The organism is Bradyrhizobium tunisiense, assembly GCF_042263385.1.
Classification (GTDB): Bacteria; Pseudomonadota; Alphaproteobacteria; order Rhizobiales; family Xanthobacteraceae; genus Bradyrhizobium; species Bradyrhizobium tunisiense.
In genome coordinates, this window is record NZ_JBHLEV010000015.1 from 54016 (window position 1) to 70544 (window position 16529).

General features: G+C 64.3%; 18 protein-coding genes. 16 read left to right on the top strand and 2 right to left on the bottom strand.

The features are described 5' to 3' along the window. Positions 1 to 65 precede the first annotated feature (65 nt). From ACFDR6_RS35935 to ACFDR6_RS35960, 6 genes are all read left to right on the top strand, one after another. Positions 66 to 1220: an ABC transporter substrate-binding protein gene (locus ACFDR6_RS35935; protein WP_212092921.1), complete on the top strand. Its 1155-nt coding sequence runs from the start codon at positions 66 to 68 to the stop codon at positions 1218 to 1220. 70 nt (positions 1221 to 1290) lie between these two features. Next, positions 1291 to 2163 (top strand): branched-chain amino acid ABC transporter permease, encoded by an 873-nt coding sequence (locus tag ACFDR6_RS35940; RefSeq protein ID WP_317240142.1) that lies wholly within the window; start codon positions 1291 to 1293, stop codon positions 2161 to 2163. After that, positions 2160 to 3206 carry a branched-chain amino acid ABC transporter permease gene (locus ACFDR6_RS35945; protein ID WP_375861318.1) on the top strand — a complete coding sequence of 349 codons (1047 nt, stop codon included), beginning with the start codon at positions 2160 to 2162 and terminating at the stop codon, positions 3204 to 3206. The genes ACFDR6_RS35940 and ACFDR6_RS35945 overlap by 4 nt, the downstream gene beginning before the upstream one ends. Further along, positions 3206 to 3988 carry an ABC transporter ATP-binding protein gene (locus ACFDR6_RS35950; protein WP_375861331.1) on the top strand — a complete coding sequence of 261 codons (783 nt, stop codon included), beginning with the start codon at positions 3206 to 3208 and terminating at the stop codon, positions 3986 to 3988. Before ACFDR6_RS35945 ends, ACFDR6_RS35950 begins: the two co-directional genes overlap by 1 nt. Continuing rightward, complete coding sequence (locus ACFDR6_RS35955) at positions 3981 to 4685, top strand: ABC transporter ATP-binding protein (protein ID WP_212092917.1); 705 nt, start codon at positions 3981 to 3983, stop codon at positions 4683 to 4685. The genes ACFDR6_RS35950 and ACFDR6_RS35955 overlap by 8 nt, the downstream gene beginning before the upstream one ends. Then, entirely contained in the window at positions 4678 to 5028 is a 351-nt protein-coding gene (locus tag ACFDR6_RS35960; RefSeq protein ID WP_375861319.1) for a Rieske (2Fe-2S) protein, read from the top strand. The genes ACFDR6_RS35955 and ACFDR6_RS35960 overlap by 8 nt, the downstream gene beginning before the upstream one ends. A gap of 118 nt (positions 5029 to 5146) precedes the next feature. Here the strand turns inward: ACFDR6_RS35960 and ACFDR6_RS35965 are convergent, their stop codons facing one another. Both ACFDR6_RS35965 and ACFDR6_RS35970 read right to left on the bottom strand, forming a co-directional pair. Beyond that, positions 5147 to 6007 carry an alpha/beta hydrolase gene (locus ACFDR6_RS35965; protein WP_375861320.1) on the bottom strand — a complete coding sequence of 287 codons (861 nt, stop codon included), beginning with the start codon at positions 6005 to 6007 and terminating at the stop codon, positions 5147 to 5149. A gap of 116 nt (positions 6008 to 6123) precedes the next feature. Further along, positions 6124 to 6270 (bottom strand): hypothetical protein, encoded by a 147-nt coding sequence (locus ACFDR6_RS35970; protein ID WP_212092914.1) that lies wholly within the window; start codon positions 6268 to 6270, stop codon positions 6124 to 6126. A 74-nt stretch (positions 6271 to 6344) separates the two neighbouring features. Here ACFDR6_RS35970 and ACFDR6_RS35975 point away from each other — a divergent pair, with 74 nt between their 5' ends. The 10 genes from ACFDR6_RS35975 to ACFDR6_RS36020 all read left to right on the top strand — a co-directional run bounded on the left by ACFDR6_RS35975 (position 6345) and on the right by ACFDR6_RS36020 (position 16486). Then, positions 6345 to 7505: a transporter substrate-binding domain-containing protein gene (locus tag ACFDR6_RS35975; protein ID WP_375861321.1), complete on the top strand. Its 1161-nt coding sequence runs from the start codon at positions 6345 to 6347 to the stop codon at positions 7503 to 7505. Continuing rightward, complete coding sequence (locus ACFDR6_RS35980) at positions 7502 to 8167, top strand: ANTAR domain-containing response regulator (RefSeq protein ID WP_375861323.1); 666 nt, start codon at positions 7502 to 7504, stop codon at positions 8165 to 8167. The genes ACFDR6_RS35975 and ACFDR6_RS35980 overlap by 4 nt, the downstream gene beginning before the upstream one ends. A 10-nt stretch (positions 8168 to 8177) precedes the next feature. After that, positions 8178 to 9431 (top strand): urea ABC transporter substrate-binding protein, encoded by a 1254-nt coding sequence (locus ACFDR6_RS35985; protein ID WP_212092911.1) that lies wholly within the window; start codon positions 8178 to 8180, stop codon positions 9429 to 9431. 108 nt (positions 9432 to 9539) lie between these two features. Then, on the top strand, positions 9540 to 10412 hold the full coding sequence (locus tag ACFDR6_RS35990; protein ID WP_212092910.1) for an ABC transporter permease subunit: 873 nt from the start codon (positions 9540 to 9542) through the stop codon (positions 10410 to 10412). Positions 10413 to 10427: 15 nt separating this feature from the next. After that, the gene (locus ACFDR6_RS35995; protein WP_375861324.1) at positions 10428 to 11492 is read left to right on the top strand and encodes a branched-chain amino acid ABC transporter permease; all 1065 of its coding nucleotides are present in this window, start codon (positions 10428 to 10430) and stop codon (positions 11490 to 11492) included. Further along, entirely contained in the window at positions 11492 to 12208 is a 717-nt protein-coding gene (locus tag ACFDR6_RS36000; RefSeq protein WP_212092908.1) for an ABC transporter ATP-binding protein, read from the top strand. Before ACFDR6_RS35995 ends, ACFDR6_RS36000 begins: the two co-directional genes overlap by 1 nt. Before the next feature lies 1 nt (position 12209). Continuing rightward, a complete protein-coding gene (locus ACFDR6_RS36005; RefSeq protein WP_375861333.1) occupies positions 12210 to 12929 on the top strand; it encodes an ABC transporter ATP-binding protein in 720 nt (239 codons plus the stop codon). 31 nt (positions 12930 to 12960) lie between these two features. After that, positions 12961 to 13950 carry an acetamidase/formamidase family protein gene (locus ACFDR6_RS36010; protein WP_212092906.1) on the top strand — a complete coding sequence of 330 codons (990 nt, stop codon included), beginning with the start codon at positions 12961 to 12963 and terminating at the stop codon, positions 13948 to 13950. A gap of 13 nt (positions 13951 to 13963) precedes the next feature. After that, a complete protein-coding gene (locus tag ACFDR6_RS36015; RefSeq protein WP_375861325.1) occupies positions 13964 to 15703 on the top strand; it encodes a nitrilase-related carbon-nitrogen hydrolase in 1740 nt (579 codons plus the stop codon). 21 nt (positions 15704 to 15724) lie between these two features. Next, complete coding sequence (locus ACFDR6_RS36020; RefSeq protein WP_375861326.1) at positions 15725 to 16486, top strand: SDR family NAD(P)-dependent oxidoreductase; 762 nt, start codon at positions 15725 to 15727, stop codon at positions 16484 to 16486. The last annotated feature ends 43 nt before the right edge of the window (positions 16487 to 16529 follow it).

A 16529-nucleotide genomic window follows, 5' to 3' on the forward strand; every position in this document is an offset into this window, starting at 1 on the left:
AATACCGGCAGAGTGACGAAGTTTGGACTGCAAGGCATCAACAGCGTGGGATTTGGAGAGATAACATGACACGAGCATTCGGATTGGTTGGGACAATCGCGCTGGCGACGGCGTTGTTCGGCGGCGCCGCACAGGCGCAGACCATCAAGATCGGCGTCAACGAGCCGCTCACCGGCGCGTTCGCGGCCTCCGGCACCTATGTCGTCAACGGTGCCAGGATCGCCGCCGACGAGATCAACGCCAAGGGCGGCGTGCTCGGCAAGAAGATCGAGCTCGTGATCGAGGACAACAAGAGCAACCCGACGGAAGCCGCTGCCGTCGCCGAAAAGCTCATCACCAGCGACAAGGTGCCGGTGCTGATGGGCGCCTGGGGCTCGAGCCTCACGCTTGCGGTGATGCCGAAGCTGATGGAATACGAGACACCGATGGTGGTCGAGACCTCGTCCTCGGGCAAGATCACGACAACGGGCAATCCCTTCATCTTCCGCATCTCGCCGCCCTCTGCGGTCGAGGCCGCGGCCTTCAAGGGCATCGTCGACAAGCTCGCCCTGAAGAAGGTCGACTTCCTTGTGATCAACAACGACTGGGGCCGCGGCACGGCCGAAGACTTCAGCAAGATGGTGAAGGAGAAGGGGATCGCCGTCGGCCTTGTCGAAACCATGGATCAGGGCGCGCAGGACATGAGCGCGCAGCTCTCCAAGATCAAGAGCTCGGACTCCGAAACGGTCATCGTCACCACCGCGGTCGATCAGCTCACCCTGATCTTCAAGCAGGCTGCTGCGCTGGGCTTGAAGAAGCGCATCATCACCACAGGCGGCTCGCAGAATCCGGACCAGATCATCGCCCAGGCGGGAGCTGCAGCCAACGGGACCATGCATCTGACCACGTTCCTGCCGTGGTTCCCCGACAAGACGCCGAACCCGGAAGCGACCAATTATTTCGTCTCCGAATGGAAGAAGCGCGGTTTCGACTTCGCCGGCTGCACCGAGAGCTTTCGCGGCTATGACGGCATCCGCACCGTGGCCGCTGCGATCGAGAAGGCGGGCAAGGCCGAGCCGGCGGCGATCAAGGCAGCGTTCTGGGACATCAAGGTGAAGGGGCTCAACGGCGATATCGTGTTCCGCAAGTCCGGGCCCGAAGGCAAGGAGAGCGGGCAAAGCCAGCCGAACGTCTATCTCATCGAGATCAACGACGGCAAGATCGAGATGAAGACGCTCTAGCTTCGCTTCTTCCGGGGCGAGGGCGGCGTATCGCGGCCCTCGCCGGCATCCAGATCATTCGGGAACGGCCTTGAACGAATTTCTCCAGCATCTCGTCAACATGCTCGTGCTTGGCGGCACCTATGCGCTGCTCGGCATCGGTTTGACGCTGATCTTCGGCATCATGAACGTCGTGAACTTCACGCACGGCGTGCTGTACACGTTCGGGGCCTACGTCATGTTCATCGTGGTGCAGCAGCTCGGCCTGAACTTCTTCCTCGCATTGCCGGTGGCCGTGCTGGCCGGATGGCTGCTCGGCGCAGCGATCGAACTCACCCTGCTGCGCCCGCTGCGCGGCTCCGACATCGACACCACGATGCTGGTCATGATCGGCGCCTGGATCGCGATGCAGTCGGGCACGCTGTGGATCTGGGGCGGCGTCGCCAAGTCGGTGGCCACGCCATTCCCCGAGGCGCCCCTGGTGCTCGGGCCGGTGTCGGTGTCCTGGTTGCGCCTCTTCGTTCTCGCCGCCGCAGCGCTGTTGATCGTGGTGACCTACCTCCTCATCAACAAGACCAGCCTCGGCCGCGCGATGCGGGCGACGTTCCAGGATCACGACACGGCCTCGCTGATGGGCGTCAACGTCGATATGATCTACACATCGACGTTCGCGGTCGGCTCGAGCCTTGCCGCCGCCGCGGGCGCTCTGCTCGGGCCGGTCTATGTGATCTTCCCGCAAATGGGTGATCTCGCTGCGGTCAAGGCCTTTGCCATCGTCATCCTGGGTGGCCTCGGCAACATCACGGGCGCGGTGATCGGCGGCTTCATCCTAGCATTGGCCGAGGAGCTCGGGGCCGGATACGTTTCGTCGGGCTATCGCGACGCCATGGGCTTTCTGATCATCATCGCGGTCCTGATCTTCCGGCCGACCGGCCTGTTCGCGCGCGCGGAGCGCGTGGGATGAAGGCAGTCATCACCCTTCTTTCGGTCGCAGCGCTCGCCTCGGTGCCACTCTGGCTGCGCGACCCCTATCTCCTGAATGCGCTGATCACGACCGGTATCTTTGTCATCGGCGCGATGAGCCTCAACCTGCTGCTCGGCTTCACCGGCCAGCTCAGCCTCGGTCATATCGCGTTCTTCGGCATCGGCGCCTATGTCAGTGCGCTGACATCGCTCGGCTTCGATATCGGCCTGCCCGGCGACCTTCGTCTGGTCCACACGCCATGGCCGCCGATTGCGGGTTTCGTGCTCGCGATACTGATCGCGGGATTATGCGGCTATTTCGTCGGGCTGCTCTCGTTCCGCGTCCGCGGCGCCTATTTCGTCATCGTCACGATCTCTTTTGCCGAGGTGGTCCGGCTTGTCGCGCTGAACTGGGTCGAGCTGACGCAGGGTCCGCTGGCGCTGACCAACATTCCATCCGTCGCGCTGCCGTTACCCGGTTTCGGCGAGCTGACGCTGCGCACCAAGATGCAGAACTACTACCTCGTGCTGGTGGTGGCGCTCATCGCCTATCTCCTGATCGCGCGCCTCGTTCATTCCCATTTCGGCCGCGCCATGCGCGGGCTGATGGAGAACGAGACGCTCGCCGTCTCCGTCGGTATCGACGTCACCAGGACGCTCACGATCGCCGCGGTGATCTCGGCGGCGATCGCGGGTGCGGCCGGCAGCCTCTATGCGCACTACATCCGGATCATCGATCCTGAAGTCTTTGCCTTCATCAACACCGTCACCATGGTCATCATGGTCATCACCGGCGGCAAGGGGTCGCTGGCCGGGCCAGTTGTTGGCGGCCTGATCTTCGGCCTGCTGCCGGTCGCTTTGCGGCCGGTCATGGCGCCGGAAGCGCAATGGATCGCCTATGGCGGCGTGTTGATGGCCATCCTGTTCGTATTGCCGCGCGGCATTGTGCCCTCGCTGGCGCAGCGATTTAGCCGGAGAGGGAGCCCCCCGCCGGCGCTGGCGCCGGCGACGCTTCCCGAAACCGGCGCCAAGGAGCCGGCATGATGACGGCGCGCGGCATTGCCATGACGGTCGAGCAGGTCGCGGTCCGCTTCGGCGGGCTGGTTGCGATCTCCGACATGAGCTTCACCGTCGGCGAGGGCGAGATCGTCAGTCTGATCGGGCCGAACGGTGCTGGAAAGACCACCGCCTTCAACGTCATGACCGGCTTCCTGACGCCGAGCGCGGGCCGCGTCACCTATCAGGGAATCACGCTTGCCGGGTTGAAGCCGCACGAGATCGCCGATCTCGGCCTGATCCGCACCTTCCAGCGCACCAGCGTTTTTCCCAACGACACCGTGTACGACAATCTCCTGATCGGGCTGCATCGCCAGGGCAGGGTCCGCCTGCTCGACGCCATCCTGGGGCTGCCCGGCGCGCGCGCCTCGGAGCGCAAGCTGCGGCAGCGCGCCGGCGAGTTGATCGAGTGGGTCGGTCTCGAACGCCGCGCTCATGATGCGGCCGGCTCGCTCTCCTATGGCGAGCAGCGCCTGGTCGGCGTCGCGCTGGCTCTCGCGGCCGAGCCGTCGATGCTGCTGCTCGACGAGCCGGTCTCGGGCATGAATGCCTCGGAGACGCACCGCTTTATCGAGCTGATCCGTAGCATCCGCGACCGCGGCATTACGATCCTCTTGGTCGAGCACGACATGCCGATGGTGATGACGGTCTCCGATCGCATCGTGGTGCTGAACTACGGCCGCATCATCGCGGAGGGGACACCGGACGAAATCCGCAATAATGCGGCGGTGATCGAGGCTTATCTTGGACATGGAGCGGCGCGTGCTTGAGATCCGCGACATGGTGTGCGGCTATGGCGGCGTCACCGCGTTACGCGGGATTTCGCTGGACGTGAAGGCCGGTCAGCTCGTCGCCCTGATTGGCGCCAATGGCGCCGGCAAGAGCACGACGCTGCGCGCGATCTCCGGCCTCGTGCCGCCGCGCGCGGGACAGATGCGGTTCGAGGGCATCGACATCACGGGGGCGAAGCCTCCGCGCGTGCTGGCGAGCGGGATTGCGCATTGTCCGGAGGGGCGGCGGGTGTTCCCACACATGAGCGTCGAGGAAAATCTCGACATGGGGGCCTACCTCCGTCGTGGTTCGGGCGAGATCGCGGCCGATCGCGATCGCATCTACACGGAATTTCCGCGGCTCGCCGAGCGGCGCCGGCAGGCGGCCGGCACGCTGTCCGGCGGCGAGCAGCAGATGCTCGCGATCGGGCGGGCGCTGATGTCGCGGCCGCGACTGATCCTGTTCGACGAGCCCTCGCTCGGGCTTGCACCCAATATCGTCGAGCGCACCTTCGCGATCATTCGCGCCATTCGCGATGCCGGCACCACGGTGCTGCTGGTCGAGCAGAACGCGTTCGCAGCGCTCGAGATGTGCGATCATGCCTATCTGCTCGAGAACGGCCGCATCGTGCTGTCCGGAGCCGGCGCCGAGCTGATCGAGAACGAGCATGTGCGGAAGGCCTATCTCGGTGGATGATGCGGCTGTTCGTCCGGACGAGTCCGGTTGGATTGCCGTCTGCGATCTCGGCCGGCTGGAGGCGGAGAGCATCGTCCGCGTCGCCGGGCACGACCTGCTGGTGATCTGGAACGAAGGCGATGTCGTTGCATGCGAGCGCGCCTGTCCGCACGAACAGGCAGATCTCGGTTTAGGGCAGGTGACGGCCGGGCGGCTGTTATGCCCGCGCCATGCGGCCTCATTCGATCTACGCGATGGGACGATCACGTCGGGATGGCCGAGCCCGCCGTTGCGGCTCTATCCGGTGCGGATCAGAGGAGAGCAAGTCTGGATTGAGGCGGAGCCAAGACAACCGGGGCGATGATGCCATCATGCCCCTGTTTTGCCCGACGCGTCAAAGCCCGTCCGTCGTGAATGGCCTGCGGAAATTCGCTCGAGGAAACAAAGGCATTCTACTGTGCATGGGGTTGTTTTCGCACTTTTTAGTCCAGCAGCCGCCTCGCGGCATCGACCAGAATGCCGTCCTGGCGCCGCAATGCCTCGAGAATGGTGAAATGGTCGGCGCCTTCGACCGGAATGAGCTTGCCGTGCGCCCGTTCGGCCGCGCGCTTCTCATGGAAATGGATTGAATCGAGCACGAGCGCCGGGAGCTCGTTGCTGCCATAGGCGATATCCAGTCGCTTCGGCGTCACCGGCAGGCGCAGCGGCGAGAGCTTGGCTATTTCCTCGTCAGTGAGCTTCAGGGCGTTGTTGAGACCGGTGTCGCGGATCGGCGCGAGATCGTAGACACCGGATATCGCCAGCCCGGCGTGGACGTGCGGATGATCCAGTGCCATCGCGACGAGGTGGGCGCCTGCGGACCAGCCTGACAGCACGACAGGTCCCGCGATGCCGTAGGACGCGCCATGCGCGACGAGCCAGTCGAGTGCACGCGGGATTTCGCCGACGATGTCGGTAAGGGTGACGCCGGGGGCCAGCGAATAGCCGGGAATGGCGACCGACCAGCCATGCGCAGCAACGCCTTCGACCAGCATCGCGAACAGTTCGCGGGAATTGCGCTGCCAGTAGCCGCCGTGCAGGAACACCAGGCAGGGCGCATCGGACCTTGCCGCCGGGTAGAGGTCGATCTTGTTGTTCGCACGCTCGCCATAGGGCAGGTCGAGATGGGATTTCAGCGTGCCCCGCAGCCGGCCGGAAGCGTCGTTGCGCTCGGCGATCAGGGCCGCGCTGTTCTTGACGGCCGCGTTGTTGTCATAGGCAGCATCGCGTTCCGCCTGGGAAAGCGCGGACCATTTGGTACGGGGATCGAGGGGGCGGTTCGGCAAACGGCTGTCATCAACCATGTGGTCTCCGGCATGAGATGGTTAGACGGGCAAGAAATCGCTGTGAGCATCGGACAGCAAGAGGAATCTTCTCAGCGCTGCGAAGGATCGGCTTGCCAGTTGCTTGCATAGATTTGCTACACACCGATATGAATTGCAGCAGTTTTCGCTGCAACAACGCGCTTGACAATATAGCTGATCTCAACGACCGTATTGCGTGAGCGTAGGGCAAGCCTGCCCATTAACGCGACGAGTTCAACCATTTCCAACGCCACGCGGTTCATCGCGTGCTCAGTTGGCGGCGAAGGCGCCCTCGGCTTAACGGCCGGAGGGCGCTTTTTTGTTTTTGGATCGAGTGATGACGCGGAAGCATTATCGGATCGGCGTGATGTTCTCGACGACGGGCTCCTACAGCGTCGTCGCGCGCTCGATTCTCAATGGCGCACTGCTCGCCTTTCAGGAGGTCAACGCAGGCAGTCAGGACATCACACTCGAGCCGGTCGTGGTCAATCCGTCGGGCGACCTTGCGCGCTACCGTTCTCTCAGTCTCGAGCTTCTCGGCTCCGGCATCCGTCAGGTGGTCGGCTGCTACACCTCCTCGAGCCGCAAGGAGGTGATCCCATGCTTCGAGAAGTTCGACGGGCTGCTGTGGTATCCCTCGCATTACGAGGGCTTCGAGAGTTCCGACAACGTCATCTACACCGGTGCTGCACCGAACCAGCACGTGCTGCCGCTAGTGGACTATCTGGCGTCCCGCGTCGGCTCGCGTGCCTTCTGCGTCGGCTCCAACTACATCTGGGCCTGGGAGAACAACCGCATCTTCCGCGAGGCATTGATCGCGCGCGGCGGCACGGTGCTTGCGGAGCGCTATCTCTCCGTGGGCGACACCGAGGTCGATCAGGTCATCGCGGCCATCATCGATGCGCGACCGGACTTCGTCTTCAACAATCTGATCGGCACCAGCGCCTATGCCTTCTTCCGCGCATTCCGGGCCGCTTGCCGCGCGCGCGGCATCGATCAGGCCGCGGAAATTCCCGTCGCCAGCTGCACGCTGTCCGAACCGGAGCTGCCGGAGATCGGGCCGGATGCAATCGACGGACATCTGTCGTCGAGCGTCTATTTCTCGTCGCTGAATTCGCCGGAGAACGGCGCCTTCATCGACGCCTACAGGACGTCCTTTCCTGATGGACCGGTCTCCTCGGCCGATGCGGAGTCGTCCTACATCGCCGTCAAGCTGCTCGCGGCGGCACTGTCGCAGGCCGGCACCGACGACGCGCGCACCGTGCGCGCCGCGGTGGCGGACCAGCGGCTGCTCGCGCCGCAAGGCGAGGTCCGGATCGACCGGCAGACCTTTCACGCCTGGCTCACGCCGCGGATCGGCCGCTCGGCCGTCAACGGACAGTTCGAAGTGTTGCTGGAATCCCGCGAGCCGATCGCGCCCGATCCCTATCTCGTCCAGTCGTCGCCGCGCTTTGCCAGCGCAATGCGCTCTCCGCTTCTGAAAGTGGTGCAATCATGAGCTCTCGACTGCTACAGAACTTCAAGGGCGGCCGCGCCATCGTCGTCACCCGGCGGGGCGGATGGGAGAGCACGCTCGAAACGACGCTGGCCAAGCTCGGCGTCTCCACCGAATATCCCGAGATCATCGACGGTCGCGCGCGCATCGACGTTGCGAGCCTCCAGGCGGACCGCGACATCCTTTTCGTCGACGGCGATCTCGAAGGCGCCGTCGCGATCGAGGTCAATCCGGCCTCGCGGCTGCCGCCGGTGCCGGTGATTGGCCTCGTCGGCGTCGAGGCGCCGAGCCGGCTCAAGGCGCTCGTCAACCTCGGCGCCACCTCTTTCCTGCGCAAGCCAGTCCATGGCGGCGCGGTCTACACCTCGCTGTTCATGGGCATCAACCAGTTCCTGCTGCGCGCTGAAATGTATGAGCGCCTCCAGGGCCTCGAGGAGCGCCGCCGCGGCCGCCGTGCGGTGATCCGCGCCGTCATCCTGCTGATGCAGCAGGGCGGCCTCGACGAGGAGGGCGCCTATTCCCAGCTCCGTCGCGAAAGCATGCGCGCGCGGCAGAACATGGAACTCTATTGCGACGAGTTTCTGAGCAAGCGGGCGAAGCCGCCCGACACGTCCGGCCGCACGACCGGCATCACGCTGCAAGGCGGCAACAAGCAGGCCATCTAGGAGAAGCAAAATGACCAAGTCTGTATTGCGGGGGCTGCGCGCCGCAGCCCTCACGGGGACGCTTGTCTTCGGATCCCCGATCGGATCTCACCTGGCGCGCGCGGCGGAAAACCCGATCAAGCTCGGCGTGCTGGAGGATCAGTCCGGCGACTTCGCCGCGGCCACGATCGGCAAGGTCCACGCCATCCAGCTCGCCGCCGAGGAGATCAACAAGGCGGGTGGCATCATGGGCCGGCCGCTCGAGCTCGTCGCTTACGATACGCAGTCCGACAACACTCGCTACCAGGAGTTCATGCGCCGCGTGCTCCAGCGCGACAAGGTCGACGTGGTGTTTGCGGGCTTCTCCTCGGCCTCGCGCGAGGCGTACCGCCCGATCGTCGATCAGTTCAACGGCTTCGCCTTCTACAACAACCAGTATGAAGGCGGCGTCTGCGACGGCCACATGATCGTCACCGGCGCCGTGCCGGAGCAGCAGTTCTCGACGCTGATCCCTTACATGATGGAGAAGTACGGCAAGAACGTCTACACGCTCGCCGCCGACTACAATTTCGGTCAGATCTCGGCGGAATGGGTGCGCAAGATCGTCAAGGAGAACGGCGGCAAGATGGCCGGCGAGGAATTCATCCCGCTCGGCGTGTCGCAGTTCTCGCAGAGCATCCAGAACATCCAGAAGGCCAAGCCGGACTTCGTGGTCACGCTCTTGGTCGGCACCGCGCAGGCCTCCTACTACGAGCAGGCGGCTTCCGCCAACGTCAACCTGCCGATGGCATCCTCGGTCAACGTCGGCCAGGGTTACGAGCACAAGCGCTTCAAGCCGCCGAGCCTGAAGGACATGTACGTCACCACCAACTACATCGAGGAGATCGACTCGCCGAAGAGCAAGGAGTTCTACGCCAAGTTCAAGGCCAAGTTCCCGAGCGAGCCCTATGTGAACCAGGAGGCGGAAAACTCCTATCTCGCCGTCTATCTCTACAAGCAGATGGTCGAGCGGGCGAAGTCGACCAAGCGCGAGGATATCCGCAAGGTGATCGCACTGGGCGACGTCTGCATGGACGCGCCGGAAGGCAAGGTCTGCATCGACCCGAAGAGCCAGCACATGTCGCACACGATCTATCTCGCCAAGGTCGGCGCCGATCATTCGATCTCTTTCCCGAAGATATGGGAGGACATCAAGCCCTACTGGCTGGGTGAAGCCGGCTGCGACCTCACCAAGAAAGATCCGATGGCCCAGTACACGCCGTCGAATCCCCCGCCGAAACCCTGACCCGGCGGCTGGTTGCTCCGGCGCTTCCGGCACGCCTTGCCGGCGCGCCGGGGCGATCACGGTTATCTGCGGCGGCGACGCCGCATCCTCCCACATCCCGGTTGGTTCATGGACATTGCGACCCACGTTTTCTCGGCACTCTACCAGTTCGGCGACGCCTTCGCGTTCCTGGTGCTCTCCGCCTGCGGGCTCGCGGTGATCTTCGGCATGATGGGCGTGATCAATCTCGCCCATGGCGAGTTCATCATGTGCGGCGCCTATGTCACTGCGGCAACCGTGCATGCGGGCCTGCCGCTGCCGCTGGGAATACTGGCCGGCACCCTCGTGTCGGCGCTGGTCGGCGTCGTGGTGGAGCTCGCGGTGATCCGCCATCTCTATGACCGGCCGCTCGACACCATCGTCGCCACCTGGGGGCTGAGCCTGATTGCCACGCAGGGCACGCTGATCGCGGTCGGCTCGACCATGGCAGGCGTTGGCACGCCCTTGGGCAGCTTCCAGGTCGGCGCATACTCGTATTCGATCTATCGCATCGTGCTGTTTTGCGCTGCGCTCGGCGTGCTCGCCGCGCTCTATGCGCTCTTCAACTGGACGCGCTTCGGCGTGCTGGCGCGCGCCACCATCCAGGTGCCGCATATGGCGGCGGCCCTCGGCGTCGATACGCGCCTGATCTACAGCCTCACCTTCGCCTGCGGCGCAGGGCTGGCCGGCCTTGCCGGCGGTCTCTACGCGCCGACCATGACACTGGTGCCGACCATGGGGGCGACCTTCATCATGGAGGCCTTCGTCACCGTCGTGATCGGAGGCGCCGACGTCTTCCTCGGCACGGCGCCGGCGGGTGCCGTGCTTGGAGTGGTGAAATCGGTGATGACGTCGTGGCAGGGCCAGTTGTTCGGGCAGATCGGCCTCCTGGTCGCCGTCATCATCGTGGTCCGGGTCCTGCCAAAGGGCATTTCCGGCTTTGTGCTGCGTGAGCGCACCTGACGGAGTGATGGCGTCGTGACCGGTTTCCTCTCGTTGTTTCGCCGTCTCGAAGGCCCGCAGACCGTCGGTCGCGGTCCGGTCTTTTGGGGCCTGTTTGTCGTCGTGCTTCTGGCCGCGCTCGTGTACCCGCTGTTCAGCGACGGCTATACGGTCGGCAACACCGTCTATTTCTTTGTCTGGGTGTTCATCGCCCTCAGCCTGTGCCTGATCTGGGGCTATGGCGGCTCGCTCTCCTTCGGCCAGACCGCCTTCTTCGGGATCGCTGGCTACGGCTACGGCATCCTCACCATCAATTTCGGCTCGGCCTACGGCTTCACGCTGGTGGCACTCGTGGCTGCGGTGGCGATCGCCGCGCTGTTCGCAGTCCTGCTCGGCTATTTCATGTTCTTCGGCCGGATCGCCGGCGTCTTCCTCGGCATCGTCACGCTCGCCGTGACCCTGATGCTGGAGCGCTTCATGGCTCAGACCGCGGGGCCGGAATGGCACATCGGCAGCGCGCGGCTCAACGGCTTCAACGGCATGAGCGCAATGCCGCCGCTGACCATCCCGTGGCCGGGGCAGCCGATTGTTCTGTTCGCCGACGTCGGGCTCTACTACTTCGTGCTCGGCCTTCTGGTCCTCGTCTATCTGGCCCTGCGCATCCTGGTGAACTCGTCGTTCGGCAACGTCATCGTCGCGATCCGGGAAAACCCGGAGCGGGCGGAGATGCTCGGCTACGACGTGCGCAAGTACCAGCTCATCACCTTCGTCATCGGGGCCGCCCTGGCAGGCCTGTCCGGTGTGCTCTACACGGTGTGGGGGCAATACATCACCCCGTCGAGCATGAGCATGACGGCGGCGGCGCTGCCATTGATCTGGGTCGCCGTCGGTGGCCGCGGCGACCTGACCTCGACCGTGATCGGCACGCTGGTGGTGCTTGCCGCCTTCCAGGCACTGACGATCTACGGCAGCCAGTATGCTCTCGTCTTCATGGGCGTGCTGCTGGTGCTCACAGTCCTGATCGCGCCCAACGGCCTCGTGCTTGGCGTGATGAACTGGCTCGGCGGCCTCGCCACGCGCTTCATGCGGAGGGCGGGCTGATGTCGCTGCTGGAGCTGCGCGAGCTGAACAAGCATTTTGGCGGGCTGCATGTCACCAACGGCGTCAATCTGACGCTGCAAGCCGGTGAGATCCATTGCCTGATCGGCCCGAACGGCGCGGGCAAGAGCACGCTGTTCCGCCTGATCCTGGGTGAGCATCATCCCGGCAGCGGCGACATCTTCTTCGCGGACGAGAACATCACGGCCCTGAAATCCTTTGCCCGCATCCACCGCGGCCTGTCGGTCAAGTTTCAGGTGCCCGGTGTGTTCAAGGGACTGTCGGTGCGGCAGAACCTGGAGATTGCCCTGCAGAGCCGTCACCGCGGGCGGACGCTGCTGGAAGAGATCGACCGGCTGCTTGCCTTCCTCGGGCTCGGCGCCGAACAGGCGCAGACGGCGGGAAACCTCAGCCATGGCCAGAAGCAATGGCTGGAGATCGGCATGGCGATCAGCCTGAAGCCGCGCCTGCTGCTGCTGGACGAGCCGACCGCCGGCATGTCACCGGAGGAAACCCACATGACCGGCGAAATGGTGCAGCGGCTCAATGCCGGCGGCATGACGGTGCTGGCGATCGAGCACGACATGGCGTTCGTGCGCCAGGTCGCTCAGCGCGTCACCGTGCTGCATCTCGGTCAGGTGTTTGCACAGGGCTCGATCGACGAGATCGTGGCCGACGAGCGCGTCGCGGCGATCTATCTGGGGCAGGCTCATGCTTGACATGCCGCGCAGGGAAGTCATCCTTTCGACGCTGAGCCTGCGTGCCGGCTACGGCGGAAAGCCCGTGCTCCAGGGCCTCGAGATCGAGGTGCGGGAAGGCGAGATCGTCGCCGTCATCGGCCGCAACGGTGTCGGCAAGTCGACGCTCATGAAGAGCCTGATCGGGCTCGTGCCGGCGATGAGCGGCTCGATCGTCTATCGCGGCGAGGCCGTTGAATCCCTGCCGGCGCACAAGCGGGCACGCCTTGGCATGGGCTATGTGCCCCAGGGGCGCGACGTGTTTCCGCGCCTGACAGTCGGCGAGAACGTCGCCGTCGGAGCCGCGATCAAGGGCGGCGGCATTCCCGAGGCGGGCCGGCGCAAGATCATCGATGCGTTTCCTATTCTCGAAGAGCGCTGGCACCAGCGCGCCGGCACCATGTCCGGTGGACAGCAGCAGCAGCTCGCGATCGGACGCGTGCTGATCTCGGACCCCGCTCTGATCCTGCTCGACGAGCCCTCGGAGGGCATCCAGCCCAACATCGTCCAGGACATCGCACGCAACATGGTCGAGCTCAATCGCGGGACCGGTGTGACCATCATCCTGGTCGAGCAGAACATCGACATGATCCGCGCCATGGCACAGCGCTGCTACGTCATGGACAAGGGGCGCATCGTCGCAAGCCTCGACCGTGCCGCGCTCGGCGACGAAGCGGAGATGCGCCGCCATCTGGCGGTTTGAAAGAAACGACGCCCAACCAAGGAGAACAGCAATGGCCTGGCAAAACGATTCCATCATGGCGCGCAAAGGCATCGCCAGGGGCGAGCGCGGCAAGCAATACACGATCACGGAAGCCGAGCAGGGCAAGTACCATTACGTCTACGGCCCCTATGTGAAGCCGGTGCTGACGGTCGATCCCGGCGCGGTCGTCTCCGCCGAGACGCACGATGCGTTCGAGGGCGCAATCAAGAAGGAGACCGACAGTCCATCGAAGATCCTCAACTTTCCGTTCCTCAATCCGCAGAACGGGCCGATCCACGTCAACGGCGCCGAAAAGGGCGACGTGCTCGCGGTCTACATCGAGAGCATCGTCCCGCGCGGGCCGCAGCCGCGGGGCACGACTGTCATCATGCCTGATTTCGGCGGCTTGGTCAGCACGGGCAATACGGCGCTGCTCAATCCGGCACTGCCGGAGCGCGTCAAGAAGCTTGAGATCGACGCGAAAACCGGCACGAAGTGGAACGACAAAATCACGCTGCCCTATGAGCCCTTTATCGGCACCATCGGCACGTCGCCCGAGATCGAGGCGATTTCCTCGCTGGTTCCGGACTATTACGGCGGCAACATGGACCTGCCGGACGTCGGCGTCGGGGCCGTCATCTACCTTCCGGTCAACACCAAGGGCGCGCTGCTTTATCTTGGCGATTGCCATGCCGCGCAGGGCGACGGCGAGCTCTGCGGCGTGGCCATCGAGCATCCGACCGTAACGACGGTGCAGATCGACCTCATCAAGAACTGGACCATTTCCTGGCCACGACTCGAGACCAGCGATTTCATCATGACCATTGGCTCGGCGCGGCCGATGGAGGACGCAGCCCGCATCGCCTATCGCGAGCTCTGCCGCTGGATGGCCGCCGACTACGGCTTCGAGGAGATCGATGCCTACATGTTGCTGACCCAGGCTGGCCGCGTCCGTCTCGGCAACATGGTCGATCCCAAGTACACGCTCGGGGCCTCCATCAAGAAGTCCTATCTCGTTTGAGGCTCGCCCGTTCATGCCCAACGTTCACAAGGTCGCCGCTGTCCAGTTCGAGCCGATCATGTTCGAGAAGGCGCGCAACGTCGCGCGCCTGCTCGAGCTTTGCGAGCAGGCCGCGGCGGCCGGTGCAAGGCTCATCGTCACGCCGGAAATGGGAACGACCGGCTATTGCTGGTTCGACCGTGCCGAGGTCGCCCCCTTCGTCGAGACGATCCCGGGTCCCACCACGGACCGGTTTGCGGCGCTGGCGCACAAGCACGATTGCTACATCGTCATCGGCATGCCGGAGGTCGACGAGGATGGCATCTACTTCAACTCGGCCGTCTTGATTGGGCCCGACGGCATTGTCGGCCGCCACCGCAAGACGCACCCCTATATCTCCGAGCCGAAATGGGCCGCGGCGGGCGATTTGCACAACCAGGTGTTCGAGACGCCGATCGGGCGGATCGCTCTGCTGATCTGCATGGACATCCATTTCGTGGAAACCGCGCGGCTGATGGCGCTGGGCGGCGCGGACGTGATCTGCCACATCTCCAACTGGTTGGCAGAGCGCACGCCGGCGCCTTACTGGATCAGCCGGGCCTTCGAGAACGGCTGCTACGTCATCGAGAGCAATCGATGGGGCCTCGAACGTACGGTGCAGTTCAGCGGCGGCAGCTGCGTGATCGCACCGGACGGGCAGGTCATGGCCGTGCTCGACAAGGGCGACGGGGTGCTGTTGTCGGAGATCGATCTCGATGCCGCCCGCGCACGCCGCGTGCTCGGCGAGACCGTGTTCGCGCAGCGTCGGCCGGAGCTCTATCCCGAACTGCTGACCGATACATTCAGCTGGAATCCGTGCGACTTCTTCGGTCTCTACGGCCACGAGCCGTGGCCGGTCGGAAAGACATCGCGGGTTTGCGTCGCGCAATTTGCACCTGGTGATGATCCTGCCCAGAACTTGAAGGAGATCGAAGCTTACGCGCGCGCGGCAAGAGCGGATGGGGCGGAGCTTGTCGTCTTTCCGGAGCTGGCTGTGACGGGACTGACCGATCCCGCGACATCAGCGCAACCGATACCGGGGCCGGCAACGCTTCGCCTCGGGGAGCTTGCGGGGGAGCTTGACGTCTATCTCGTCTGCGGCCTTGCCGAGCGCGACGACGATCTGGTCTACAACAGCGCTTGCCTGGTTGCGCCCGATGGAAGCATCTCCGTCTATCGCAAAACGCATCTGGCGGCCGACGAGCGAAGCTGGGCCACGGCCGGTGACGGCTGGAGCGTCGTCGACACGCCGATCGGCCGCATCGGGCTGTTGATCGGTCACGATGCCTCCTTCCCGGAGGCGGGCCGGGTGCTGGCGCTGCGCGGCTGCGATCTCATCGCCTGTCCCGCCGCGATCAAGGGAGGCTTCAGCTCGTCCCATGCCGGCACTGAGGTGTTGCAGCCAAAATCGATTCCGACCGGCCCGGATCCGCATCACTGGCATCACTTCCGCGTTCGTGCCGGCGAGAACAACCTGTTCTTCGCCTTCGCCAATGTCGTCGATCCCGAACGCGGCTATCCGGGGTTGAGCGGTGTGTTCGGCCCCGACACGTTCGAGTTTCCGCGGCGGGAAGCGATCGCGGCCGGCGGCGCCGGCCTCGCCATCGCGCGGATCGATACCACCAATCTCGACAGCGTCTATCCGACCAACGTCGTGCGGCGAAAGGATCTGGTGGCGATGCGAATGCCGCACAGCTATCGTGGACTGGTCAGGGCGGCGCCGACCAACTACTGAACCAAGAAAAGGAATTCGGCCATGGATCTGGGACTCAAGGGAGCCAAGGTACTCGTCACGGGAAGCACCAAGGGAATCGGCCGAGCAATCGCCGAGACATTCGCCGCCGAAGGCGCCGATGTCGGGGTTTGCTCCCGCAATCTGGCCGAGGTCGAGAGCACGGTCGCTGCACTCAAGACCAAGGGCGTCGCGGCTTATGGCAGCGCCGTCGACGTTGCTGACGCGGCCGCGCTGAAGGCCTGGGTCGGGGATATGGCGGCAAAGCTCGGCGGCATCGATGTCGTCGTCGCCAATGTCAGCGCGCTTGCGATCGGGCAGGACGACGAAAGCTGGGAGAAGGAGTTTTCGACGGACATGATGGGTACGGTCCGGCTCGTGAATGCGGCCATGCCCTATCTGGAGAAGAGTGCCGCCGGTGCGATTGTCACCATTTCCAGCGTCTCGGGGCGCGAGATCGATTTCGCTGCGGGTCCCTACGGCACCTTCAAAGCGGCGATCATCCACTACACGCAGGGACTGGCCAATCAGCTCGCGGGGAAAGGCATCCGCGCCAACTCGGTCTCCCCAGGCAATACCTATTTCGACGGCGGGGTCTGGAACATGATCAAGGACAACAATCCCGAGCTCTACAAGACGGCGCTTGCGCTCAATCCGACGGGGCGGATGGGAACGCCGCAGGAAATGGCCAACGCCGTGGTGTTTCTCGCCAGCCGCGCCGCCAGCTTCATCACCGGCACAAATCTCGTCGTCGACGGTGCACTCACGCGTGGGGTGCAGTTGTAGGAACGCATCGGCGATCTGTTTCGCCACCCGTCAACCCCTTCCG

What these genes read in the sequence shown, in the direction of transcription:
- ACFDR6_RS35935 (WP_212092921.1), top strand. Translation starts at nt 66, where the DNA reads ATGACACGAGCATTCGGATTGGTTGGGACAATCGCGCTGGCGACGGCG.
- ACFDR6_RS35945 (WP_375861318.1), top strand. Translation starts at nt 2,160, where the DNA reads ATGAAGGCAGTCATCACCCTTCTTTCGGTCGCAGCGCTCGCCTCGGTG.
- ACFDR6_RS35950 (WP_375861331.1), top strand. Translation starts at nt 3,206, where the DNA reads ATGACGGCGCGCGGCATTGCCATGACGGTCGAGCAGGTCGCGGTCCGC.
- ACFDR6_RS35965 (WP_375861320.1), bottom strand. Translation starts at nt 6,007, where the DNA reads ATGGTTGATGACAGCCGTTTGCCGAACCGCCCCCTCGATCCCCGTACC.
- ACFDR6_RS35970 (WP_212092914.1), bottom strand. Translation starts at nt 6,270, where the DNA reads ATGAACCGCGTGGCGTTGGAAATGGTTGAACTCGTCGCGTTAATGGGC.
- ACFDR6_RS35975 (WP_375861321.1), top strand. Translation starts at nt 6,345, where the DNA reads ATGACGCGGAAGCATTATCGGATCGGCGTGATGTTCTCGACGACGGGC.
- ACFDR6_RS35980 (WP_375861323.1), top strand. Translation starts at nt 7,502, where the DNA reads ATGAGCTCTCGACTGCTACAGAACTTCAAGGGCGGCCGCGCCATCGTC.
- ACFDR6_RS35985 (WP_212092911.1), top strand. Translation starts at nt 8,178, where the DNA reads ATGACCAAGTCTGTATTGCGGGGGCTGCGCGCCGCAGCCCTCACGGGG.
- ACFDR6_RS35990 (WP_212092910.1), top strand. Translation starts at nt 9,540, where the DNA reads ATGGACATTGCGACCCACGTTTTCTCGGCACTCTACCAGTTCGGCGAC.
- ACFDR6_RS36000 (WP_212092908.1), top strand. Translation starts at nt 11,492, where the DNA reads ATGTCGCTGCTGGAGCTGCGCGAGCTGAACAAGCATTTTGGCGGGCTG.
- ACFDR6_RS36005 (WP_375861333.1), top strand. Translation starts at nt 12,210, where the DNA reads ATGCCGCGCAGGGAAGTCATCCTTTCGACGCTGAGCCTGCGTGCCGGC.
- ACFDR6_RS36010 (WP_212092906.1), top strand. Translation starts at nt 12,961, where the DNA reads ATGGCCTGGCAAAACGATTCCATCATGGCGCGCAAAGGCATCGCCAGG.
- ACFDR6_RS36015 (WP_375861325.1), top strand. Translation starts at nt 13,964, where the DNA reads ATGCCCAACGTTCACAAGGTCGCCGCTGTCCAGTTCGAGCCGATCATG.
- ACFDR6_RS36020 (WP_375861326.1), top strand. Translation starts at nt 15,725, where the DNA reads ATGGATCTGGGACTCAAGGGAGCCAAGGTACTCGTCACGGGAAGCACC.